Source organism: Flavobacterium saliperosum, from assembly GCF_900100625.1.
Taxonomy (GTDB): domain Bacteria; phylum Bacteroidota; class Bacteroidia; order Flavobacteriales; family Flavobacteriaceae; genus Flavobacterium; species Flavobacterium saliperosum.
Window position 1 is genome coordinate 272,406 of the sequence record NZ_FMTY01000002.1, and the last position, 24,893, is coordinate 297,298.

Sequence of the window (24,893 nt, forward strand, 5' to 3'; positions counted from 1 at the left end):
TAAGAGGTTGGTCCATGGGTTGTTTTGAGTTTTGACAATAAAAAAAGGCTTGTCGTGATTGACAAGCCTTTATATCTATTTTGGTTTTAAAAATACAGATAGGAGGATTCGCTCACGATTTTCGACGTAAGGTATTCCACCACCAAGTATTGTTTAAAATGTTGTTCATTTCGATTTTTTGTATGCTACAAAGTTATAGAAATGTTTTTCTAAAAAACAAATTTTTATAAAAAAAAAGTCCTGATGATTGATTATCAGGACTTTTTAAGTTTTTTTGTAACTAAGACAATTAGAATTTCAAGTGTACGTTTAACTCAAAATCATCATAAATTGCTTTGTCTCCTACATCAAAAAATGATTTTGAACCGTATTTGATGTCGTATTTTGTTCTGTCAACAATTAATTTAGTTGTAGCCACATTTTTGTTTACAACGATATCAAAAGTAATAGGATTTGTAATGTCTTTAATTGTTAAATCGGCAGTTACAGTATAAGTGTTTGTTGATTTCGCAGCGATAGTTTTGAAAACCAATTTTGATGTTGCAAATTTATCAGAACCAAAGAAATCGTCTGCTTTTAAGTGACCTTCTAATTTTTCTTTACCTTTTCCTGCTTCCATATCGGTTACAGTAATAGAAGTCATGTCAACAGTAAAGTTTCCGCCAACTAATTTTTTTCCTTTAAATACCAAGGCTCCTTCTTTAAGATTGATTACCCCTTCGTGTTGTCCGGTTACTTTTTTACCAACCCACGCAATTTTACTTTTTGCTGCGTCTACTTTTTTTGTTGTTTGCGCTGTAGCGGATACTGTCCCTAAAGCTACTACTAATGCTAAAGCAATTGATTTTAATTGTTTCATAATTTTAATTGATTTAATTGTTTTAAGTGTTTATAATTATAAATTGATAAATAATTCCTGTTTTGATTTACGCACTTTAATATGATGTTGCGAGGCATCTTCTTCATGACGGTAGCCCACTGTTGCTATCAGGGCAGCATTTAAGCCCAGTTTGTCAAGCCCAAGGATTTCGTTCACTTTTTCCGGTTCGAAACCTTCCATTGGTGTGGCATCAATTTGTAATTCAGCCGCAGCGTTAAGTAGGTTTCCTAGAGCCAGATAGGTTTGTTTGGCGGTCCAGTTGTTTTTTACATCTTCGGGTAAGGAAGCGATTTTCGACTTCATAAAATCACCGTAACCCGCCAGGTTTTCTGATGGTATTCCTCTTGTTTCAGCGATGTTGGCAATATAATTATTAATTTCTCTTTCACCTAAATTTACGATGTTTGCAAAAACAAACAGATGGGAAGCTTCTGTAATTTGGGATTGTCCCCAGGCTACCGGTCGTATTTTTGCTCTTAATTCCGGATTTTCAACGATAATTACTTTATAGGGTTGAAGGCCGTAAGAAGAGGAACTCAAACGAATCGCTTCTTTTAAGATTTCAAGATCTTCATTTGAAATTTTCTTTGTGGCGTCAAATCGTTTTGTTGCGTAACGCCAGTTTTGATGTTTTATGAAATTACTCATGTTTAAATTGTTCGGAATTTTTCTAATAAATTATTTAATTGTTCCAATTCATCCTGCGTAAGGTTTTGTGAAAAAAGATTTTCATGACTTTCCACTTTCGGATCAAGCTCAGTTAATAAATAAATCCCTTTTTCAGTGATGGTAACCTCCATTTTACGTCGGTTTTCCGAGCAAACTTCACGGGTTACCAAATCCTTCAACAGCAATTTATCGACCAATCGGGTAGTGTTACTTGTCTTGGCTAACATGCGTTCCTGAATCACACACATATTGGTGGGTTTTCCGTTTTGACCTCTTAAAATCCGCAGTACATTATATTGTTCACTTGACAAATCATAAGGCTTCAATACTTCAGCGAATTTCTCGGAAATGATATTCTGCGTATAAAAAATATTCAGCACCGTTTTTTTCGATGATGATAATGTTTTAGTCGATTTTATGATTTCTTCGATTTTCATATCGTTGTTTAATTTGTCGATACAAATGTAGTAATGTTTTTAATTGTATATACAAATATAGTATTAAAAATTTGTTAATGTTTTTTGGAGTGCATAAGTGTGCTTTTCTTGTTTAAAGTGTTGATTTATAATTAGAAACAATAAAAATAGTTTAATAGAACATAAAGAATGTTAAATTTTCATTAATATTGTGTCCTTAAAAACTAACTTAACTAAATAACTTAACTATTAAAATGAAGAAAAAGTATTTTTTAGCTTTATCTCTTTCACTATCCCTCATTGCGTCACTTCAGGCGCAGGATAATCAAAAAGTATCAGATGATAGAGCGTATCAGAAAATTAAAACATTTGAAAATCCGTTGCCAAAAGACGCTGCCATTGGTGTTTTTGTCAAAGAGAACAAATTAGGAAGAGGCTATGTTTTTCAACCCAAAAAAGAAAACACAGACAAAAACGGAAATGTTCACCAAAGACATCAGCAGTATTTTAATGGATTAAAAGTAGAGTTCGGAACAATCATAACCCACAGTTCTGAAGGAAAAGTATATACCATTAACGGAGAACTGTATAACGCATCCAATTTGAACATTGTTCCAACTTTAACTAAAGAACAGGGATTTCAAAAAGCTATTGCCTTTAAAAATGCCAAAAAATATCTTTGGGAAGATGCCTCGCAAGCCCAGATGATGGATTATAAGAAACCGGAAGGCGAATTGTTGATTTTACCGAATGTGAAAACCGGAGGGGTAAATTTAGCCTATAAGTACGATGTTTACACAATAGACCCGATTTCAAGAGATGAAATTTACGTGGATGCCCATACCGGAGTAATCCTTTATAAAAACCCGGTTATCAAGCATGCCGATAAATTGGTATCAAGTGCTGAAACCAAAGCACAGGTTGATAAAATGGAAATGCTGGTGGCCGGAACTGCAGCTACAAGATACAGCGGCAGTAAAACCATCGAAACTACTTTTGATACCGGTTTAAGCAAATATGTTTTATTGGACAATACAAGAGGTAACGGAATCGTGACTTACAATTGCCAGAAAACCACAACGTATCAAAGTACACATTTTCAGGATAATGACAATAACTGGACCTCGGCTGAGTTTGCCAATATCAATAAAGACAACGGAGCTTTAGATGCCCATTGGGGAGCGGAAATGACCTATGATTTCTGGCAAAATATTTTCGGAAGAAACAGTTTTGACGATAACGGTGCTCAAATCAGAAGTTATGTTCATTATCGTCAGGTTGCTAATCAAAATTTAGTCAATGCGTTTTGGAATGGTAGTGTAATGACATACGGAGACGGTAATTCGACAGTTAATATTTTAACGTCTATCGATGTTTGCGGTCACGAAATCGGACATGCCATTTGTAGTTATACAGCTGATTTGGCTTATCAAAACCAATCCGGAGGAATCAATGAAGGCTATTCGGATATTTGGGGAGCCTGTATTGAGCATTACGGAAGAACGGGATCTTTATCCGGTACACCGGTGGCCAATGTTTGGAAAATAGCAGAAGATTTATCTTCAACAGGAACACCGTTCCGTTCGATGAGCAGTCCAAGAACTTACGGCAATCCGGATACTTACCTGGGACAATACTGGACGCCAACAGGGGACGAAGCAGGTTGTGTGCCCGCCAGTGGTAATGACCAATGTGGAGTACACAACAATAGTGGCGTAATGAATCACTGGTTTTACATTTTAACGGTTGGTAAATCGGGAACCAATAATGCTCCGGTTCCGGATACCTATAACGTAACCGGTATTGGAATGGCAAAATCTTCTGAAATCGCTTATTTGGCGGAAAGAGATTACCTGACACCCAACTCTACGTATTTGGATGTAAGAAATGCCACTCTACAGGTAGCGGGTGATTTGTATTGTCCAAACAGTCCTGAAGTTATCGCTGTTACGAATGCCTGGTATGCGGTAAATGTTGGTGAGCAGTATGTCGGATACCCAACAGATGTAGCAGTGAAAAGCGTTTCAGGTAGTTTGAATGTTGCTTGTGGTACGGCAATTACGCCAACAATACGAATTGAAAACGCAGGTACCGGAACAACACCGATAACTACGGCAAATGTTTCTTATACAATTGACGGAGGTCCGGCGACAAATTTGGTTTGGAACGGAAATTTAGGTATCTGTCAAAGTGATGATTTCACTTTTCCAATAGGAACTTTATCCAGAGGAACCCATGTTTTAAGTGTTACGACCACCATTTCAGGAGACGGAAATTCGGCTAACAATACCAAATCGGCAATAATCATTGTGAATGATGCTGGTGTTGTAAATCAGATTAATAGTTTCGAATCCGCAACAGACGTTTTGGTTTCTGTAGACGATAACGGAACCAATAATTTATGGCAAAGAGGAACATCAACAAAAACACAATTATCGAATGCTGTTGCCGGTAATTCAAAAGTTTACGCAACAAATTTAGGAGGTTTGTATACTGACGGAACAAAATCGTATTTGGTTTCCCAGTGTTATGACTTAACTTCAGTTCAAAATCCAATGTTGAAATTCGATATGGCTTATGATCTGGAAACGGATTGGGATTTAGCTTACATGCAATATTCTACTGATGGCGGAGCAAACTGGACAGCTTTAGGAACCGGAGTAAGTGCAAACTGGTATACCAGCAGCAGAACACCAAACGGAAGCGATTGTTTTAATTGTATTGGAGGGCAGTGGACCGGCGAAGCGGCTTCAGCACATCCGGCAGGAGGAACCAATGGTCAGAAACGTCCATACAGTTTTAGCTTAGCAAGTTTTGGAAATGGAGGAGCTACACCACAATCCAACATTATTTTCAGATTTGTTTTCCATTCCGATGAAGCGGTACAGGAAGAAGGGGTAATCATAGATAATTTCGTAATCGAAGGAACGTTATCAACCTCTGAAAATAATTTTGAGACATTTAATGTTTGGCCAAATCCATCTAACGGTAATGTGAACATTCAGTTAAATACTTCCGATAAAGTCAATGTTACTTTATTTGACATCAGAGGAAGAAAAGTATATAATAATGTATTTACTTCTTCGGGAGCAATGTTTAGTCAGGAAGTGAATTTCAATTCGTTAGAAAAAGGAATTTATTTGTTGAATGTTGAATCTGAAGGTAAAAAAGCAACGAAGAAGTTAATCATAAACTAATCGTTTTACAATAGAAAGCAAGCGGATAAAAGTCACATTTTATCCGCTTTTTTATTTTTCAGGACTACACAATTTTATGTTAATTAACAGGTTGAAAAAAGTAAGAATATTTAACTTTAAACAATTAAAAAACGATTCCATGAAAAGTTGGGGTATTTTGTTATTGTTTACAGGGTTTTTATCGTTTGCTCAAGACAATGGCAATACGGTGGCATCGGCGTTGAAACCAATAAAGATTTATGAAAGTGGCGGAGTGAAAATAGCTTCTTATGATTTCAATTCCTTTGAACCCATACTGCATAAAAAGGACAATACAACCTATGTCATTAATTTTTGGGCTACGTGGTGTTTACCCTGTGTGAAAGAGTTGCCGTATTTTGAACAGTTGAACGAAAAATACAAAAATCAGAACGTTAAAGTGATTCTGGTGAGTATGGACATGCCCAATAAAGTGGAATCGGTTTTGATTCCTTTTATTCTTAAGAAAAAATTGCAGTCGGAAATACTCCATCTCGACGATCCTGATGCTAATGCCTGGATTGAAAAAGTGGATGCAATCTGGAGCGGCGCCATTCCGGCAACGGTAATTTATAACGCAAACAAAAGCATGTTTTACGAACGTTCTTTTACGTATTCCGATTTGGAAAATGAATTATTACAAATCATCAATAAATAAACTATGAGAACATTTAAAATTTCAGCTTTACTCGTTTTAATAACAGTATTTAGTGCATTTACGGCACTTTCTTCGGATTCCGGGTATCAGATTGATGATATCGCCGCCGATTTCAGCTTAAAAAATGTAAACAACAAAAAGGTTTCCCTTAGTGATTATAAAGACGCGAAGGGCTTTATTGTCATTTTTACCTGTAACCATTGTCCGTATGCCAAAGCCTATGAAGATCGTATCATTGCTTTGGACAAGCGATATGAAAGCTTAGGGTATCCGGTGATTGCCATCAATCCGAATAATCCTGCCGTACAACCGGATGACAGTTTCGATTTAATGCAGAAAAGAGCCAAAGAAAAAGGCTTTACCTTCCCGTATTTATTCGATGAAGGACAGAAAATTTATCCGAAATTCGGAGCAACCAAAACGCCACACGTATATGTTTTAGAGAAAACCAAAGCGGGTAATGTTGTAAAATACATCGGAGCGATTGATGATAATTATTCGGATGAAACCGCGGTTAAAACAAAATATGTGGAAAATGCCGTGAATGCCTTATTGAAAAATGAAGAGGTTCCCGTAAAAACAACCAAGGCTATTGGATGTTCCATTAAAGCATAGTATTTTTGATAAAAATAATTAAAAATGGACATTTCTCAGGAACAATGGTGGCAAGAAGCCCAAAACGATAAAAACGGAGTTATCCTTGATGTGAGAACGGAGGGTGAATGGAACGAAGGCATTATTCCCGGAGCCATTCATATCGACATCTACAAAGGTCAGGGATTCATCTATAAGGTGGACGAATTGGATAAATCGAAAAACTATTATATCTATTGCCGTTCGGGAGGACGAAGCGGTCAGGCCTGTAACATCATGCAGCAAATGGGTTTTACCAATACCTATAACCTGATTGGCGGTATAATGGAGTGGGACGGACCGGTTGTTTCACCGGAATAAATAAAAAAAGGAGCATTTCGCTCCTTTTTTTATTCTGCCAGTTTTCGCAGCGCTGCCTTATCTTTCAATATTATTTTTTTTCCGCTGAGTTCAATCCAACCGCTTTTGTTAAAATCCGAAAGCAAACGAATGCAGCTTTCCGTAGCCGTTCCGATAATACTGGAGATTTCGTCTCTGGATAATTGGATTTTCAGGGAATCATCTTCATTTACTCCAAAAGCATCGTGAAGATAAAGTAACGTGGCAGCAAGGCGTTCTTTTACACTTTTTTGGGCCAGATTTACCAATACGTTATCGGCTTCTTTTAAATCATGACAAACATTTTTCATCATATTTAATGAAAACTTATTGTTGACATTAAAAAACTCCATAACCTGACTTTTCGGAATAAAACAAACATGCATATCTTCCAATGCAACCGCACCTAAATTCGTCGGTTCCTCACTGATTAGTGAACGTTGCCCTAACAATTCGCCTTTGGTAACGAGTTTTACAATCTGATCTTTACCGTTGGAACTTAATTTTGTGAGTTTACAAACACCGTCTTTGATACAAAAAATACCATCTAAATTGTCACCTTCATCAAAAATAACATCTCCTTTTTTAACGGTATAGGAAGTTTTACAATCAGCAAGCTTCACTAATTCATCTTTATTCAGCGCTTTTAATGCACTGAATTCTCTAACAATACATTGTTCACATTTACTCATTATTTCTGATTGTTTTTGCAAAGATACTAAAGGATGACAAATATCATATTTTAAAAATACTTAAATTGTAAACTTTGTACCAGGTAAATGAGCAAATTTTATGAATGCACAAAATTGTTTCCATTGTGGTAACGATATTGTAAAAGCGGATGAAATTATTTTTGACGAGAAATTATTCTGTTGTAGCGGATGTAAAACCGTATACGAAATTTTCAGTCTGAATGATTTAACCTGTTATTACGATTTTGAGAATGCTCCAGGAGCAACACCACAGGATATTAAAGGTAAATATGATTTTTTAGATAATGAAGACATTGTTTCCAAACTTCTCGAATTCCAGGAGGATACAACACACATTGTTTCACTTTACATTCCTCATATACACTGTAGTTCGTGTATTTGGATTTTGGAAAATCTACACAAACTTCAAAAAGGAATCGCCTCTTCGCAGGTAAATTTCCATGAGAAGAAAGTGAGGATTACTTTTAATCCGAATGAAACCAATCTGAAAGACATCGTTTTAATGATGAGTTCTATCGGATACGAGCCCTACATCAGTCTGGAAAATTATGAAACCAAGAAACAATCGGTCGATCGGAGTTTGTATTATAAAATCGGAGTTGCGTTTTTCTGTTTCGGAAATATCATGCTTTTATCGTTTCCCGAATATTTCGAGGTAGGCGAATTCTGGATTGAACAATACAAAGGTTTCTTCCGCTGGCTGATATTCGCACTTTCCTTACCGGCATTTTTCTACTCGGCTTGGGGCTATTATGTTTCGGCCTGGAAAAGCATCAAATCCCGAATGCTGAATATCGACATCCCAATCGCCTTAGGTATTGTGGTGATGTTCGTAAGAAGTACCGTTGATATCGCTTTCGATTACGGTCAGGGCTTTTTCGACAGTATGTGCGGACTGATTTTCTTCATGCTTCTCGGAAAACTGTTCCAGCAGAAAACCTATAACTTCCTTTCGTTTGAACGCGATTACAAATCGTATTTTCCCATAGCGGTTACCAAAATCAATTCGGATGGAACCGAAGAAGCCATTCAGGTTTATGATGTGGAAAAAGGCAACCGATTGCTAATCCGAAATCAGGAATTGATTCCGGTTGACGGTATACTAATGTCTGAAAAAACCATGATCGATTACAGTTTCGTAACCGGTGAAGAAGTGCCAATTGAAAAGAAATCGGGAGATAAGATATTCGCCGGTGGAAAACAGTTGGGAAAAGTGGTGGAAATGGAAGTTTTGCATTCGGTTTCCCAAAGTTACCTGACGCAATTGTGGAGCAACGATGTTTTTCAGAAACGGGTTGACCAAAAATACAAAACCATCACCGATACCATCAGCCGTTATTTTACCCCTGCCTTATTAGCGTTGGCTTTTATTTCCTTCGGATACTGGATTTTCATTGATGTTACCACAGCATTCAATGTTTTTACCGCAATCCTGATCGTGGCCTGTCCGTGTGCGTTGGCTTTAACGGCACCTTTTACTTTAGGTAACGTATTGCGTATTGTGGGAAGCCGAAAATTGTACCTGAAAAATGCCACTGTAATTGAGCAATTGGCAAAAGTGAATACCATTGTTTTCGATAAAACCGGTACGATTACGACAAATAAAAAGACTTCCATTACTTATGAAGGTACTGAGCTAACCGATGCGGAACTGAAATTATTGAAAAATACATTGCGAGGTTCCAATCATCCTTTAAGCCGACGATTATACGATTACATTCCGAATCAGGAGAAAGGGGAAACTACCCGTTTTGAAGAAATTATCGGAAAAGGAATTTTTGCTGAAATCGACGGATGCACGGTGAAAATAGGTTCTTCTCAGTTCTTGCAGCATATGAGCGAGAACACGCATAAGAAAACTAAAGTCCACATTGAAATTAACGGTGTTTATAAAGGAAGTTATGTTTTCAATAATCAGTACCGACAAGGGTTAGAACAATTATTTGAGAATTTATCCAAGAAATACAATTTAGTTGTACTGTCAGGAGATAATGACGGCGAACGTAAAATTCTGGAAAAAATGTTACCAAAAAACACCACGTTGGTATTTAATCAGAAACCGGAACAAAAGCTCGCATTCATCGAAAACCTTCAAAAAGAAGGTAAAAACGTAATGATGATTGGCGACGGATTAAATGATGCGGGTGCTTTGGCGCAAAGTAATATAGGAATTTCCATTTCGGAAAACGTGAATGTGTTTTCACCGGCCTGCGATGGTATTCTGGACGCTTCGCAGTTTTCAAAAATCGGATTTTTCATGAGGTATTCTAAAGATGCGATGAATATCATCATGATGAGTTTCGGTCTATCGTTACTCTATAATGTGGTTGGTTTAAGTTATGCGGTTTCGGGAAATCTGTCGCCCATTGTTGCGGCTATCATTATGCCCTTGAGTACTGTAACCATTGTGAGTTTTGTAACCATAATGAGTAATGCTTTTGCAAGAAAATAAATTTGGTTTTATTGTAAAAAAAATCGTAATTTTTAACAAAATTTTTAAGTATGACAAATGTCATGTTTTAACAGAAGTTCCTAAAGTAACTTTGTCAAATAAACTTAAGGTATGAGTGTAATTTATCTATTAATCTCCATCAGTATCGTTGTCGCAGCGGTGTTTCTGTACATTTTTATCAGAGCAGTAAAAAGCGGTCAGTTCGACGACGATTACACCCCATCGGTCAGAATGCTTTTTGACGATGAATTGAAAAAAGAATCCAAACAAATCAGAACACAAATAGAAAAACAGAACTAATTATGGAAATGCAACAATTTTATTACGATAACAAAATTGTAAAGAAGTTCCTCTATGCTTCAATAGTTTTTGGGGTAGTGGGAATGCTCGTTGGGCTTTTAGTGGCCATCATGTATCTTTTTCCGAATTTAACCGATGGGATTTCATGGTTAAGCTACGGCCGTTTAAGACCTTTACACACTAATGCGGTAATTTTTGCCTTCGTAGGAAATGCCATTTTTGCTGGGATTTACTATTCTTTGCAACGATTATTAAAAGCCAGAATGTATAGTGATCTTTTGAGTAACATTAATTTCTGGGGATGGCAGTTGATTATTGTGGCAGCTGCAATTTCGTTACCGTTAGGATACACCTCTTCAAAAGAATATGCCGAATTGGAATGGCCTATTGATATAGCCATCGCAATTATTTGGGTTGTTTTCGGTATTAATATGATTATGACCATTTTACGTCGTAGAGAGCGTCATTTATATGTTGCCATTTGGTTTTACATTGCCACTTTCGTAACCGTGGCGGTTTTACATATTTTCAACAGTTTGGCCTTACCGGTTGACGGAATGAAAAGTTACTCGGTTTATGCCGGTGTTCAGGATGCTTTGGTGCAATGGTGGTACGGACACAATGCGGTTGCGTTCTTCCTTACGACTCCGTTCTTAGGCTTAATGTATTATTTCATTCCTAAAGCGGCGAACCGACCTGTTTATTCTTATAGATTATCAATCGTTCACTTCTGGTCGTTGATTTTCTTATATATCTGGGCGGGTCCTCACCACTTGTTATACACTTCATTACCGGATTGGGCACAAAATTTAGGTGTTGTTTTCTCAGTAATGCTAATCGCTCCGTCTTGGGGTGGTATGATTAACGGATTATTGACATTAAGAGGGGTTTGGGACAAAGTACGTACTGAGCCAGTATTGAAATTCTTCGTAGTGGCGATTACCGGTTATGGTATGGCAACTTTCGAAGGTCCGATGCTTTCCCTTAAAAACGTAAATGCCATTGCACACTTTACCGACTGGATTGTAGCACACGTTCACGTAGGAGCTCTAGCCTGGAACGGATTCATGACCTTTGGTATGATTTACTGGTTGATCCCAAGAATGGCAAAAACAACGTTATACTCCTTTAAGTTAGCCAATTTCCATTTCTGGATTGGAACTTTAGGTATCATTTTATATGCACTTCCATTATACGTAGCCGGTTTTGCTCAGGCTCAAATGTGGAAACAGTTTAACCCGGATGGTTCATTAGTATACGGTAACTTCCTTGAAACCGTTACGGCGATTATGCCAATGTATGCGATGCGTGCAGTAGGAGGAACGTTATTCATTATCGGATTGTTCGTTTTAGTGTACAACATTATAATGACCGTAAGACAAGGGCAAACCATCGAAGACGAATTGGCTGAAGCTCCGGAATTGCAACGAATTGCAGCAAGCCGTTTGAAAGGTGAAAAATTCCACACTTGGTTGGAAAGAAAACCAATCCAGCTTACCATTTTAGCTACCGTTGCAATCCTGATTGGCGGTATCATCCAGATTGTTCCGACTTTAATCGTGAAATCAAATATTCCGACAATTTCAAGTGTGAAACCATACACACCATTAGAATTGGAAGGACGTGACTTGTATATCCGTGAAGGTTGTGTGGGTTGTCACTCACAAATGGTACGACCTTTCCGTTCTGAAGTAGAGCGTTACGGTGAGTATTCCAAATCAGGAGAATATGTTTACGATCACCCATTCCTTTGGGGGTCAAAACGTACCGGACCGGACTTAATGCGTGTAGGTGGTAAATATTCAGACAACTGGCATTTCAACCACATGTGGGATCCGCAAAGTACATCTTCAGGTTCTATCATGCCGGGTTACAAATGGTTGTTTGATAACGAACCAATGGATTATTCCAAAACCGAAGATAAAATGCGTGTAATGGTAAAATTAGGTGTTCCTTATACGGATGCGGAAATTGCCAATGCTAAACAAAATATCGCTAAACAGTCGGCACAAATCGAGAAAAACCTGACGAATGATCCTGACTTTGTAAAAAGTTATGAGGAAAGCAAGAAAAATGCTGCTGTAAAAGGAGAACGTTTTGTTCCGATGAAAGACCGTGAAATCGTAGCATTGATTGCCTACTTACAACGTCTTGGAACCGATATTAAAATCAAGGATGTAGCACAACTTCAAAAATAAAAGGTATGCTTAAGTTTATCAAACACAATATGGAAACCATCTCAGGAATTGAGATTTATCCGATAATTTCATTGCTAATTTTCTTTCTTTTCTTTGTAGGACTTTATGTTTGGGTCTTTACCTATAAAAAAGAGAAAATCACAGAGATGAGTAATATTCCGTTTGGGAATGAAGACACAAATGAATTTCAAAATTAACAGGTCATGAAAAAGTTTTTTCCAATATATGTTCGAATCCCGGTTTTATTTGCCATTTTCTTTGGAGCGATGGAATTCTTCATCGATTCCGGAGACAAACCGGCATTTATAAAATACCCGATTGTTTCCATACTGCTTTTGCTTTTTCTGTTTGTATTAATTGCTATGGAAATTGTACTGAAAGCGGCTTACAATGTTGTTGACAGTTTACTTACCGAAGAGCAGCGTAAAGCAAAAGAAATAGAAGAAAACCTTCCGTTTTCGGAATCGGCTTTCTACAAAAAATGGATGCACAAATTAACGCGTTCCAACAAAGTGGAAGAGGAAGGGGAATTATTATTACACCATGATTACGACGGTATCAAAGAGTTGGACAACGTGCTGCCGCCATGGTGGGTGTATTTGTTCTACGCTTGTATCGCTTTCTCAGTAATCTATTTGGTACGTTTCCATGTTTTAGGACACGACGACCAAACTACCGAATTCAATAAAGCAATGGCCGAAGCTAAAATTGCCGTTGAAGAATACAAAAAAACCGCTCCGGATGTAATGGACAAAGAAAAAGTTACATTATTAACCGAAAAGGCTGATTTGGACGCCGGGAAAGCACTTTATGAAACCAATTGTGTTGCCTGTCACCGTGCTGATGCCGGAGGTGCAATCGGACCGAACCTTACTGACAACCAATGGATTTTGGGTGGCGGAATTAAAAATGTGTTCAACACGATTATGGAAGGTGGCCGTGACGGAAAAGGAATGGTAGCCTGGAAATCAAGTATCAAACCTTCCGATATTCAAAAAGTGGCGAGTTATGTTTTAAGTCTGCAGGGAACCAATCCAAAAGAAGCGAAAGCTGCGGAAGGTGATGTTTGGACTGAAGAATAAGTTTGATATATAACAGGTTAACAGGTTATTGCTTAACTTAGGAGAATAAAATCCGTTATCAATAACAGCAAGCAAAAACAAATGGCAAATTTACCAGACGATAGTTTTAGAGATACAATAGGAACCATTGACAGAGAAGGTAAGCGCGCATGGGTATTTCCTAAAATTCCGAAAGGGAAATGGTACGAAAGAAGAAAATGGGTGAGTTATTTTTTATTACTCTTTTTATTCTCGGCACCATTCATTAAAATTAACGGGAATCAGTTTCTGTTGTTCAATGTGATTGACAGAAAGTTCAATATTTTCGGATTCCCTTTCTGGCCACAGGATTTTTACCTGTTCGTTATCACGATGATTATTGGGGTAGTGGGATTAACGTTATTTACTGTAGCTTTCGGTCGGATTTTCTGTGGTTGGATTTGCCCGCAGACCATTTTTATGGAAATGGTTTTCAGAAGAATCGAATTTTGGATTGACGGCGACAGAGGGGCTCAGATCAAACTGAACAAACAAGCCTGGAATGCGGAAAAGATAAGAAAGCGAGTAACAAAATGGAGTATCTTTTTCATTATTTCCTTTCTGATTGCCAATATCTTTTTAGCCTATGTTATCGGAAGTGATGAATTGCTAAAAATGGTAACCGAAGGTCCGACGCACAATACAAGTACACTCATTGCCCTATTGATTTTTACGGCGGTTTTCTACTTTATTTTTGCCTGGTTTCGGGAACAGGTTTGTATCATTGCTTGTCCCTACGGACGTTTGCAAGGTGTATTGCTTGATAACAAAACCATTGTTGTTGCCTACGATCATAAAAGAGGTGAGGCTGAAAACGGTCGTGCCAAATTCAAGAAAAACGAAGACAGAACCGCATTAGGAAAAGGCGATTGTATTGATTGCCACCAATGTGTTAATGTTTGTCCGACCGGAATTGATATTCGTAACGGAACGCAGCTGGAATGTGTAAACTGTACGGCTTGTATCGACGAGTGTGATTTTATCATGGAAAGTGTGAATTTACCAAAAGGGTTAATTCGTTTCGCTTCCGAAGATGAGATTGTGAAAAAGGAAAAATTCGTTTTCACAACCAGAATGAAAGGGTATGTTGCGGTTTTAACCATACTTACCGGGATTTTCATCGGAATGTTGTTCCTTAGAAACGATGTTCAGGCTACGGTTTTACGTTTACCGGGACAATTGTTTGAACACAAAGGCGATAAAATCAGTAACGTATTTACGTATAAAATCGTAAACAAAACGGTTAAGGATTTTGATGCCGTACATTTTAAACTGGCCAATATTAAAGGAGAAATAAAAGTTGTGGGTAAACCCATCTTTAAAGTTAAAAAAGAAGGATTGGCTCAAGGAACGTTGTTTATTGAAATTCATCCCGCATTATTAAAAGGGGATAAAACCAAAGTGAAGATTGATGTTTACGACGGCGATTTACTTTTGGAAACGACTACAACCAATTTCTTAGGCCCCAGAAGTTTTAATTAATGTAAGGATAAGTGAAAAGGGTTCTGCGAGGAGTTTGAAAATAACAAACAAGCGGATAGTTGGCTAAATAGCCCTGATGGACGTGGATCCCGATTTTTCATCGGGAGGAACATACGACAGGAATTGCGATAACCGATAAAACACCGGCCTCCCGATAGCTATCGGGACGCTTCAAAAAAATAAGAATTATGAAATTGAATTGGGGAACTTCGATTGTGATCGCATTTGCTTTGTTTATGACGTTTATTTTATACTTCGTTTTCAAAGTACAATCCGATTCACAGTACGACCACGAAATGGTTACTGAAGAATATTATAAAAAAGAACAGAACTTTCAGGGTCAGTTGGACAAGCAACAAAATGCCAACGATTTGATCGAAAGAATTACAATCGAATCCAACGAAAACGGATTGCAGATTGTCTTTCCGAAAGATTTTGATTTCAAAAAAATAAAAGGAAAAGTGTCCTTATACCGACCGTCCAACCAGAAATTAGATTTCGAAATTCCGATTTCGTTGTCTTCTTCAAATTTGCTCATACCTAAAACAAATTTGGTTGACGGTCGTTGGGACATTTCCATTGAATGGGAATATGAAGGTAAAGAATACCTGAATAAAAAAGAAATAAATTTATAAATCATGCTTTTTTCGGCACTTCTATTAGGTTTAATCAGCAGTTTGCATTGCATAGGGATGTGTGGTCCCATCGCGATGATGTTGCCGGTTGACCATAAGAATCCGACAAAAAAAGTGATACAACTTCTTACGTATCACTTGGGCAGGATAACTGCTTACATGACGTTAGGTTTGGTTTTTGGTTTGTTGGGTAAAGGACTTTTTCTGGCAGGAATGCAACAGCAGTTGTCTATTGTCATTGGCATTTTGATGATTACATTCGTTTTAATTCCGGAAAAAGTCTTCGCCCAATATAATTTTTCAAGACCGGTGTATAAAACCATTTCCTATGTGAAAACAAAGTTGGGAAGCCAGTTCAAAAAGAGAACGTTTAAGGCGCTATTCACTATCGGACTGTTAAACGGTTTTTTACCTTGCGGATTGGTGTATGTGGCGCTTTTCGGGGCCATTGCCATGCAAAATGAAACACTGGGTGTTGTCTATATGTTTTTGTACGGACTGGGAACCATTCCGATGATGAGTATGGTAGCATACGTTTCCAATGTATTGACGGTTCCGGTTCGTAACAGCATTCAGAAAGTCATCCCGATTGTAACGGTTTGTATCGGAATGTTGTTCATTATTCGCGGATTAGGGCTGGATATTCCTTTTGTTTCACCAAGCAACACAAGCCTTTTTGTACAGAGTGAAACAATATGTAAAACAGATTAGTTAACTTTATAGTTCAAAATTAATTTAATAATTTGACAGTATGGAAAGACACGATTTATTACACGAGTTTCCCGAGCATCATGACAAAATTCACGAATTAAAAGTGTCTGATCCTCATTTTAGAGAATTATTTGATGAGTATCACGAGTTGGAACATGAAATCCACCGGATTAATATGGGGGAGGAAGTTGTTATTGACGAAGCAATGCACGAGAAAAAGGCACGATTGCTTTTTATCAAGGATGAAATTTTTTTGATGCTGAAAAACTAAACCAGCATTAGGTTTTAAGGTTGGAATGACTTTAAAAAAAGAACCGCAGATTCTAATTTTGAATCTGCGGTTCTTTTTTGGTTATTGCTGTAGTTCTGCAGAATCTCAAATGCAGTCAGAAAAGCGGTTTTAGCTACTCGGCAACCTTAAATTGCTTCATTTCTTCCAAAGGTTCGATGGAAACGAAATCCTTCCAGATTTTGGAATCGTAGCGTTTGAGTAGGATGTAGTTAAAATCCTCTTCCTTAACGTTGTCAAAAGCCGTTTCGTTGATTTCCGATTTGGAAATAGTCAGAAACTCTTTTTTATCAGCAGTGTTTCCTTCCACTTTCAGGTCGAAGGCTACCACATCTTTTTCGCTATCCGTCAATTCAATGAATTTAAGTGGTCTGTTTAAGTAAATATACTGCCCGGTTTCCACTGAAGCATATTGCAAATAATATCCTTTATTATCGGTGTTTTTCTTATAGATAAGTGTTCCTTTACTTATATTTTCGGATGCTTTTACTCCCAGAAGCAATTTCATGTTGAATCCGCTCACGGTTTCACCTTCGGCTAAAGCATAATCACATCTTACAACCGCATAATCCGTTTCCGAAACATATAATTTTCCGTTGTATTTTGCCTTACTTTTTCTGGGTTCGAAACTTAGCACGTACATAAATTCATCTTTATCGTTATACGTTTTACCTTCATAAGTATATTTATATAACTCAGGCTTGTTCACAAAATCCAGTTTGCCGCTTTGTGAAAAATTATTCTCGAACATGAATACTGTAAGACCTGTTTTTGAAGAAGTCAGTTTTGGTGTTATGTTTTTGTTTTTATTTTTCTTCTCGTTGAAACTTTTTTTCAGCGAAATGGTGTCACGGGAACCGAAAAGACCACTTTTAACCCGGTAATATTTAGTGGAATCCAGATGTTTGAGGAAGATGTTTTCTGCAACCTGTTGCATGTCGTCAAGATCGACCGAACGATCTTCATCTTTGAGTAATGTCGCTTTAACTACATCAAGTTTTGTATGAAACAGTGGTTTATTGTCTTTCATTTTGGTGTTGGTGTAGTAATTGCAAAGCAGATCTTTAAATTCTTTTGGCGGATGCGAGATGAGTTTGGAGGTAAATGCATTCACTTCCCTATTTACAGCTTCAAGCCCTTTTTTGGTAAACCCTGTTGATTTCGTAAATTCGATATCAAATTTTATAGGTTTAAAAGTACTGGCATCCCGATAAAAAATCATGCTCTTTGAAGCTTGTCCGTTATTTTTGTAATGAATCGGGAGATTTTTTTTAACCTCTGCCATTATAGCATTTGGATCTGGTTTTACATTGGAAATGGTCATGGTTTCGAGTTCGAATACACCTGGTTCCAGTTTAATGATGTATTGCAGGTTTCTCAATTCGCCCACAGTTATTTGATGTTTAACATAACCAAGATAAGTAACTGTCAGAACGGAGGCATCATCACTATTACTTTCTGATAAAGTAAAGTAACCTTCTGCGTTGGAAATTAGGTTTGTTGTCTCGTTGAGCTTAATGTTGGCGTAGGGAAGGCTCTCACCACTTTTGGCATCAACAACTTTAGCAGTAATGTTTTGGGCTAAGGTCGTTTGGAGTCCTAGTAAGAAAAAGAACAGGTGAAATAAGGTTCGCGTCATGGGTTTTCAATGTTTTTGATTATGATGATTGTTCCTGAAATAATGCCACTTATTAAAACCGAGTTGCTCTGATAATTGAATAAATAGTAAAATTCCTTCCAAATATAATAATTTAGAAGGAATTTACTGTAAAATAAAATTATGAAAAAATAATTACACAGTCATGGAGAACAACTGTGTTTGCGGTGCATTACGTTGTAAGCGTAAATCGAAGGCCATGCATATGTTTCTAACAAAAGGTTTTCCTTTTTCCGTAACCGTTATGGCATTATTCTGAATAACCAATAATCCGTCATTTTCCATCTCTGTCAAATGGGATAAAACCTCAGGAAGTTCTTTGAAATAAAGGTGTTTTTCATCCCAAGAAGTTGTAAACTGACACATGAGGTTTAAAATATGACGGCGTATGATTAAGTCCTCTTCATTAAGCAAATGACCTTTAAAAACAGGCAATTCATTTTTTTTCAATCGAGCATAATAATCTTCAATGGACTTTTCGTTTTGTGCAAAGCTATACCAACTGTCGCTTATGGAAGAAGCTCCCAGACCAATCATCAATTGTGTTTTGGAAGATGTGTACCCCATGAAGTTACGGTGCAATTTACCTTCCTGAAACGATTCGAACATACTGTCTTTTTTCAGTGCGAAGTGATCCATACCAATTTCATGATACCCTTTTTTTGCCAATAATTGTTTGCCTACTTCATAGAGTTTTCGTTTCTCGTCGTCTTTTGGTACATCTTCATCTTTAAAACCGCGTTGCCCGTTTCCTTTTATCCACGGCACATGCGCATAGCTGTAAAAAGCCAAACGGTCGGGGGAAAGCGATTTTGTTTTTTCTATGGTATCAATGATGTTATCCAATTCCTGAAACGGCAATCCGAAAATCAAATCATGCGATACCGAAGTATATCCGATTTCTTTGGCCCACAAAGTCACTTTTGCCACGTTGTGAAAAGGTTGTATTCTGTGAATGGCTTTCTGAACTTTATCACTGTAATCCTGCACACCGTAGCTCACTCTGCGAAAACCCAAATCGTATAATGTCTGCAGATGCTCCCTGGAAGTATTGTTCGGATGTCCTTCAAAACTGAATTCGTGTCCGGGTGCTTTATCGGCTCTTTTGAAAATTCCGTTAATTAAGGTTTCCAGATTTTCCGGTGAAAAGAACGTTGGCGTTCCGCCACCCAAATGGATTTCTTTGATTAAGGGTTTTTCCGGAAACAAATCGCAATACATGTTCCATTCTTTCAGAACGGCTTCGATGTAGGGATTCTCGACTTCGTGACGCTTCGTGATTCGTTTGTGGCATCCGCAAAACGTACAAAGGCTTTCGCAAAAAGGCAAGTGAATATAAAGACTTATCCCTTCAGCAGCATTGCTTTCCGAGAACGATTTTATAAAAGTTTTTTTCCACATTTCAGTCGAAAAACTCTCTTCCTCCCAATAGGGAACCGTTGGATAGCTGGTGTATCTTGGTCCCGGGACATTGTATTTCTGTACTAATGAAGTTGTCATACCTAATGTTTTACAGAATCAAAATTAGTCGTATGTGGTGAGAACTAAAATGATAATTGTCATATTTTTATGTGATGAGAAATGTTGGTTTGATAATAACGTATTTCCATTTTTATTAGTAATATTGGTGTCTGTAAGCGAACAGCAGCAATCGCTTGGTTTTAGCATGAAAAAATTCAGAAACAGCTTTTTTTATTTCGGGATTGTCGGGGTAACCTCTGCCATTATGTATTGGACGGTTCAAAACGGAAAAATCCTGGAGGCTGGAAGAAATGTTGTGGTTTCCAACTCGGGAAACAGTCAGTGGCAGGAGTTCATTAATTCCTTAACGCATAATTTAACCCATCCGCTGGCCATTTTGTTGGCACAGATTGTTACCATTGTATTTGTTGCAAGGTTGTTTGGGGCTATTTTCAAAAGAATCGGTCAACCAACTGTTATCGGTGAGATTCTTGCCGGAATCGTACTTGGGCCATCGGTTATAGGAAGTTATTTTCCCGGTTTTTCAGAAGCACTTTTTCCAGAGGCTTCTCTTGGGAACCTTCAGTTTCTGAGTCAGATTGGTCTTATCCTTTTCATGTTTGTGGTAGGTATGGAGCTGGATCTGAAAGTCCTTCATAACAAAGCCAAAGAAGCGGTTGTAATCAGTCACGCCAGTATTGTGATTCCGTTTACGTTAGGATTGGTATTGGCCTATTTCATTTATACGGAATTCGCTCCGGAAGGTGTGGAATTTCTCTCTTTCGCTCTCTTTACGGGAATTGCCATGAGTATTACCGCGTTTCCGGTATTGGCACGGATTATTCAGGAACGGGGTCTGCATAAAACCAAGTTAGGGGCTATGGTAATTACCTGTGCCGCTGCCGACGATATTACGGCTTGGTGTATTCTGGCTGCCGTTATAGCGATTGTAAAAGCGGGTTCTTTTTTGAGTTCTCTTTATATAATGGCATTAGCCATAATCTATGTCTTCCTGATGCTGAAGTTTGTAAAACCCTTCTTAAAACGCATCGGTGAACTTTATGATAATCCGGACAGTATTACAAAACCGGTCGTAGCCATATTCTTTTTAACCTTATTGATTTCTTCATACGCTACTGAAATCATTGGTATTCACGCTTTATTCGGTGCTTTTATGGCTGGGGTAATCATGCCGGAAAGCATGCGTTTCCGTAATGTATTCATCGAAAAAGTGGAAGATGTTTCACAGGTTATGCTGCTTCCGTTATTCTTCGTGTTTACCGGACTTCGTACACAAATCGGTTTGCTCGACGATGCTTATTTATGGGAAGTTTGCGGTTACATTATTTTGGTGGCTGTAGTAGGGAAATTTGTGGGTAGTGCACTGACAGCAAGATACGTGGGACAAAGCTGGAAAGACAGTTTAACCATTGGAGCGCTGATGAACACCCGTGGATTGATGGAGCTGGTGGTTTTGAATATTGGTTATGATTTAGGGGTTCTGAAGCCTGAAATTTTTGCCATGATGGTAATTATGGCTCTGGCAACGACTTTTATGACCGGACCGGCTTTGGATTTAATCAATTACGTCTTTAAATCGAAAGCGGAAATCATTCCGAAAGAAATTATTCAGAACAATAAATTTAAGATACTCTTTTCGTTTCATAATGCCGAGGAAAGTCAGTCTTTATTGCGTTTGGCAAACAATTTTGTGAAGAAAATGCACAATAATGCTATTGTAACCGCAATGCATATTTTACCCAGTAACGAACTGAATCCGTATAATATTGACGAGTATGAGGAAGCCAGTTTTAAGCCGGTTTTACATGCTTCGGAAGAACTGAATCAGAAGATTACCACTATTTTCAAAAGCTCCATTGAGGTGGAGAATGATGTGGTGGAAGTATCCAATAAAGGCGATTTTGATTTGGTGCTGATGAGTTTAAGCCAATCGATTTTTGATGGTTCGATATTAGGGAAAGTGCTTGGTTTTACTACGCGAATCATCAGTCCGGAGAGTTTGATTAATACGTTTACCGGTAAAGAAAAACTTTTTGAAAGTGCTCACTTCGATGAAAGAACATCGCTAATCTTATCAAAAACAGAAGTGCCGGTGGGAATTTTAGTGGATAAGAATTACCAAAACGCAAATCATGTTTTTGTCTTGCTTTTGGACGAAAGTGACTTATTCTTATTGGATTATGCCAAACAGTTAATCGAAAATTCAAATTCGATGGTAACCATTCTGGATAAGGCCGGACATTTGAAAGGCAGTTCGGTTTTCAATGAGAAGATTGATAAAATCAGTAAGAAATATCCAAAACACATTAAACTTGCCGTAGAACGGAAAATTGAAAAAGCGTTACTGGACGAACAGGATTTAATGATAATCAGTGTAGGAAGCTGGAAAGAGCTTTTAGACAAACGAAGTTCATGGTTAAATAAAACGCCTTCGTTACTGATAATAAAACCATAAAAAAAAGCCCTGAATTCTCAGGGCTTTTTTAATAATATATTGTTTAGTACAAACTCGGATATTTCACCGGATTCACTTCATGCATCATGGCATAGACTTTCTCGAAAATATCTTCTACGGAAGGTTTTGAGAAGTAATCACCATCGGTACCATAAGCCGGACGGTGTGGTTTGGAAGCCAAGGTTTCCGGATTACTGTCTAAGTGTTTGTATCCTTTCTGTTCGTCGATGATTTGCTGTAAAATAAACGCCGATGCACCACCGGGAACGTCTTCGTCAATAACTAACAAACGGTTGGTTTTAGCTACCGATTTCACAATATCATGATTAACGTCAAACGGTAATAACGATTGAATATCGATAATTTCAGCATCAATACCTACTTCTAACAATTCTTTTGCCGCCTGTTCCACCAAACGCAATGTCGAACCGTAAGAAACCAAAGTAATGTCAGCACCTTGTTTGATGGTTTCCACCACACCAATCGGCGTTTTGAATTCGCCTAAGTTGGTTGGCATTTTTTCTTTCAAACGGTAACCGTTCAAACATTCTACGATTAAAGCCGGTTCATCCGTTTCTAATAAGGTATTGTAGAAACCAGCCGCTTTAGTCATGTTTCTCGGAACCAAAACGTGAATTCCGCGAATCGCGTTGATAATCATTCCCATTGGCGATCCAGAATGCCAGATTCCCTCCAAACGGTGACCACGTGTTCTTATAATTAACGGTGCTTTTTGGCGACCTGCGGTTCTGTATTGCAGTGTAGCCAAATCATCACTCATAATCTGAATTGCATATAAAAGATAATCCAAATACTGAATTTCAGCAATAGGACGTAAACCTCTCATAGCCATTCCGATACCCTGACCTAAAATGGTTGCTTCACGGATTCCGGCATCAGCCACACGGAATTCTCCGTATTTCTCCTGCATGCCTTCCAAGCCTTGATTCACATCACCAATGTTTCCGGAATCTTCTCCAAAAATTAACGTTTCCGGATGTTTTTCGAAAATCACATCGAAATTGTTTCGCAATACCAAACGCGCATCTACTTCTTCCGAAGTTTCGTCATATTTCGGTAAAACTTCTTTCGCCGATAAAACATTTTTATCCGATTGTGAAAACAAGTGTGAACTGAATTTCGGTTGGATTTTTTCGGTATAAGCCGTAATCCAGGCGGAAAGTTGGGCCCTTCCGTTTTCTTTTACAATCAAACGCAAAACTTTACGGGCAGTGGTAATAATATCTTTACGGATTGGCTCTTTAATGGAAGCCAAATCGTTGGTGTATTTTTCAATGAAAACCTTATTGGCACTGTTGGCAGCAATTGAGTTTAATAAAGCCACCAATTCCTGTTGTTCTGCTTTAATAGGTTCTACAAAAGCAGTCCAAGCCGCTTTTTTACCTTCTAAAACGTCTTTTTTAGCCTGTGTATCGATAGCCTCCAATTCTTCGGCAGTAGCCAAATTGTTTTCAATTAACCAAATACGCATTTGTGCCAAACAGTCATATTCTGCTTCCCAAGCCAAACGATCCGCGTTTTTGTAACGTTCGTGGGAACCGGAAGTCGAGTGTCCCTGCGGTTGTGTTAATTCGTAAACGTGAATCAATACCGGAACATGCTCTTCGCGGGCTATTTGTGATGCTTTCTGATACGTTTCCACCAAAGCAGGATAATCCCAACCTTTAACGGTCATGATTTCGTACCCTTTGTTGTCTTCATCACGTTGGAAACCTTTTAGGATTTCGGAGATGTTTTCTTTTGTGGTCTGGTATCTGGCGTGAACTGAAATTCCGTACTCGTCATCCCAAACACTCATTACCATCGGAACCTGTAATACTCCGGCCGCATTGATGGTTTCAAAAAACAAACCTTCGGATGTTGAGGCGTTTCCAATCGTTCCCCAAGCGACTTCATTTCCTTTTTCGGAAAAATTCGTTTGGTTGATACCGCCTACATTTCTGTATATTTTAGATGCCTGAGCCAATCCTAACAAACGGGGCATTTGCCCGGCAGTAGGAGAGATGTCGGCACTTGAATTCTTTTGTTGTGTCAGGTTTTTCCAGTTTCCGTTTTCGTCAAGCGAATGGGTTGCGAAATGCCCGCCCATCTGACGTCCGGCACTCATCGGATCATGGGCTAAATCGGTATGTCCGTATAAACCGGCAAAAAACTGTTGGATTGTCATTTGACCAATAGCCATCATAAAGGTTTGATCACGATAATACCCGGAACGGAAATCTCCATTTCGGAAAGCTTTGGCTAAGGCCAATTGCGGCACTTCTTTTCCGTCACCAAAAATCCCGAATTTTGCCTTACCGGTTAAGACTTCACGTCTTCCCAATAAGCTGCATTCACGACTGATGGTTGCAACTTTATAATCATTAAGCACTTCGGTTTTGAAATCTTCAAAAGATAATGCTTCTTTAGTGGCAGTTTGGTTCATATATCTAAATGATGTTATTTGACAAATTTAATTATTTCGGCAATATAAAACAATGGGCTGATAAAATAATAATTTCACTTTTGATAATCATATTGTGAATTACTTATAATGTGATGCGATATTTTCAATAAAATATCAATTTCAATGAAAATAGTTTAATAAA

General features: G+C 38.0%; 21 protein-coding genes. 14 read left to right on the forward strand and 7 right to left on the reverse strand.

Features of this window, described 5'->3' with window-relative positions; translation table 11 throughout:
- Positions 1 to 289: 289 nt before the first annotated feature.
- The 3 genes from BLQ05_RS04690 to BLQ05_RS04700 are packed head-to-tail and all read right to left on the reverse strand — an operon-like array spanning position 290 to position 1,986.
- The gene (locus tag BLQ05_RS04690) at positions 290 to 859 is read right to left on the reverse strand and encodes a YceI family protein (protein ID WP_023576548.1); all 570 of its coding nucleotides are present in this window, start codon (positions 857 to 859) and stop codon (positions 290 to 292) included.
- A gap of 36 nt (positions 860 to 895) precedes the next feature.
- Positions 896 to 1,528 carry an NAD(P)H-dependent oxidoreductase gene (locus BLQ05_RS04695; RefSeq protein ID WP_023576549.1) on the reverse strand — a complete coding sequence of 211 codons (633 nt, stop codon included), beginning with the start codon at positions 1,526 to 1,528 and terminating at the stop codon, positions 896 to 898.
- A 2-nt stretch (positions 1,529 to 1,530) separates the two neighbouring features.
- Complete coding sequence (locus BLQ05_RS04700) at positions 1,531 to 1,986, reverse strand: MarR family winged helix-turn-helix transcriptional regulator (RefSeq protein ID WP_023576550.1); 456 nt, start codon at positions 1,984 to 1,986, stop codon at positions 1,531 to 1,533.
- Positions 1,987 to 2,219: 233 nt separating this feature from the next.
- Between BLQ05_RS04700 and BLQ05_RS04705 the strand changes: the two genes are divergently transcribed.
- From BLQ05_RS04705 to BLQ05_RS04720, 4 genes are all read left to right on the forward strand, one after another.
- Positions 2,220 to 5,162, forward strand: a complete 2,943-nt coding sequence (locus tag BLQ05_RS04705; protein WP_023576551.1) for a M4 family metallopeptidase — start codon at positions 2,220 to 2,222, stop codon at positions 5,160 to 5,162.
- A 139-nt stretch (positions 5,163 to 5,301) separates the two neighbouring features.
- Positions 5,302 to 5,838 carry a TlpA disulfide reductase family protein gene (locus tag BLQ05_RS04710; RefSeq protein ID WP_023576552.1) on the forward strand — a complete coding sequence of 179 codons (537 nt, stop codon included), beginning with the start codon at positions 5,302 to 5,304 and terminating at the stop codon, positions 5,836 to 5,838.
- A gap of 3 nt (positions 5,839 to 5,841) precedes the next feature.
- Positions 5,842 to 6,453: a thioredoxin family protein gene (locus BLQ05_RS04715; protein WP_023576553.1), complete on the forward strand. Its 612-nt coding sequence runs from the start codon at positions 5,842 to 5,844 to the stop codon at positions 6,451 to 6,453.
- A gap of 24 nt (positions 6,454 to 6,477) precedes the next feature.
- Positions 6,478 to 6,792: a rhodanese-like domain-containing protein gene (locus BLQ05_RS04720; RefSeq protein ID WP_023576554.1), complete on the forward strand. Its 315-nt coding sequence runs from the start codon at positions 6,478 to 6,480 to the stop codon at positions 6,790 to 6,792.
- Between the two features lie 29 nt (positions 6,793 to 6,821).
- Here BLQ05_RS04720 and BLQ05_RS04725 read toward each other — a convergent pair whose 3' ends face one another.
- Entirely contained in the window at positions 6,822 to 7,502 is a 681-nt protein-coding gene (locus BLQ05_RS04725; protein WP_023576555.1) for a Crp/Fnr family transcriptional regulator, read from the reverse strand.
- Between the two features lie 100 nt (positions 7,503 to 7,602).
- Between BLQ05_RS04725 and BLQ05_RS04730 the strand changes: the two genes are divergently transcribed.
- The 9 genes from BLQ05_RS04730 (at position 7,603) to BLQ05_RS04770 (ending at position 16,672) form a co-directional block, all read left to right on the forward strand.
- Positions 7,603 to 9,975, forward strand: coding sequence for a heavy metal translocating P-type ATPase (locus BLQ05_RS04730; protein ID WP_023576556.1), 2,373 nt, complete (start codon positions 7,603 to 7,605; stop codon positions 9,973 to 9,975).
- 111 nt (positions 9,976 to 10,086) lie between these two features.
- Positions 10,087 to 10,275, forward strand: a complete 189-nt coding sequence (ccoS, locus tag BLQ05_RS04735) for a cbb3-type cytochrome oxidase assembly protein CcoS (protein WP_023576557.1) — start codon at positions 10,087 to 10,089, stop codon at positions 10,273 to 10,275.
- 2 nt (positions 10,276 to 10,277) lie between these two features.
- Complete coding sequence (gene ccoN / locus BLQ05_RS04740; protein ID WP_023576558.1) at positions 10,278 to 12,473, forward strand: cytochrome-c oxidase, cbb3-type subunit I; 2,196 nt, start codon at positions 10,278 to 10,280, stop codon at positions 12,471 to 12,473.
- A 5-nt stretch (positions 12,474 to 12,478) separates the two neighbouring features.
- The gene (locus BLQ05_RS04745) at positions 12,479 to 12,670 is read left to right on the forward strand and encodes a CcoQ/FixQ family Cbb3-type cytochrome c oxidase assembly chaperone (RefSeq protein ID WP_023576559.1); all 192 of its coding nucleotides are present in this window, start codon (positions 12,479 to 12,481) and stop codon (positions 12,668 to 12,670) included.
- A 6-nt stretch (positions 12,671 to 12,676) separates the two neighbouring features.
- On the forward strand, positions 12,677 to 13,555 hold the full coding sequence (locus BLQ05_RS04750) for a cbb3-type cytochrome c oxidase N-terminal domain-containing protein (RefSeq protein ID WP_023576560.1): 879 nt from the start codon (positions 12,677 to 12,679) through the stop codon (positions 13,553 to 13,555).
- Between the two features lie 81 nt (positions 13,556 to 13,636).
- The gene (gene ccoG, locus BLQ05_RS04755) at positions 13,637 to 15,055 is read left to right on the forward strand and encodes a cytochrome c oxidase accessory protein CcoG (protein ID WP_023576561.1); all 1,419 of its coding nucleotides are present in this window, start codon (positions 13,637 to 13,639) and stop codon (positions 15,053 to 15,055) included.
- 188 nt (positions 15,056 to 15,243) lie between these two features.
- The gene (locus BLQ05_RS04760; RefSeq protein ID WP_023576562.1) at positions 15,244 to 15,690 is read left to right on the forward strand and encodes a FixH family protein; all 447 of its coding nucleotides are present in this window, start codon (positions 15,244 to 15,246) and stop codon (positions 15,688 to 15,690) included.
- A 3-nt stretch (positions 15,691 to 15,693) separates the two neighbouring features.
- Positions 15,694 to 16,401, forward strand: a complete 708-nt coding sequence (locus tag BLQ05_RS04765; protein WP_023576563.1) for a sulfite exporter TauE/SafE family protein — start codon at positions 15,694 to 15,696, stop codon at positions 16,399 to 16,401.
- A 40-nt stretch (positions 16,402 to 16,441) separates the two neighbouring features.
- Positions 16,442 to 16,672 carry an HP1242/YdcH family protein gene (locus tag BLQ05_RS04770; protein ID WP_023576564.1) on the forward strand — a complete coding sequence of 77 codons (231 nt, stop codon included), beginning with the start codon at positions 16,442 to 16,444 and terminating at the stop codon, positions 16,670 to 16,672.
- Positions 16,673 to 16,805: 133 nt separating this feature from the next.
- On the opposite strand, the gene BLQ05_RS04775 is transcribed toward BLQ05_RS04770, so the two are convergent.
- Together BLQ05_RS04775 and hemN are read right to left on the reverse strand one after the other, a co-directional pair.
- Positions 16,806 to 18,329, reverse strand: a complete 1,524-nt coding sequence (locus tag BLQ05_RS04775; protein ID WP_035654534.1) for a carboxypeptidase-like regulatory domain-containing protein — start codon at positions 18,327 to 18,329, stop codon at positions 16,806 to 16,808.
- A gap of 153 nt (positions 18,330 to 18,482) precedes the next feature.
- Positions 18,483 to 19,847, reverse strand: a complete 1,365-nt coding sequence (gene hemN / locus BLQ05_RS04780) for an oxygen-independent coproporphyrinogen III oxidase (RefSeq protein WP_023576566.1) — start codon at positions 19,845 to 19,847, stop codon at positions 18,483 to 18,485.
- Positions 19,848 to 20,013: 166 nt separating this feature from the next.
- On the opposite strand from hemN, the gene BLQ05_RS04785 reads away from it, so the two are divergent.
- On the forward strand, positions 20,014 to 22,284 hold the full coding sequence (locus BLQ05_RS04785) for a cation:proton antiporter domain-containing protein (RefSeq protein WP_035654536.1): 2,271 nt from the start codon (positions 20,014 to 20,016) through the stop codon (positions 22,282 to 22,284).
- 43 nt (positions 22,285 to 22,327) lie between these two features.
- On the opposite strand, the gene BLQ05_RS04790 is transcribed toward BLQ05_RS04785, so the two are convergent.
- The gene (locus BLQ05_RS04790; RefSeq protein WP_023576568.1) at positions 22,328 to 24,730 is read right to left on the reverse strand and encodes an alpha-ketoacid dehydrogenase subunit alpha/beta; all 2,403 of its coding nucleotides are present in this window, start codon (positions 24,728 to 24,730) and stop codon (positions 22,328 to 22,330) included.
- Between the last annotated feature and the right edge of the window lie 163 nt (positions 24,731 to 24,893).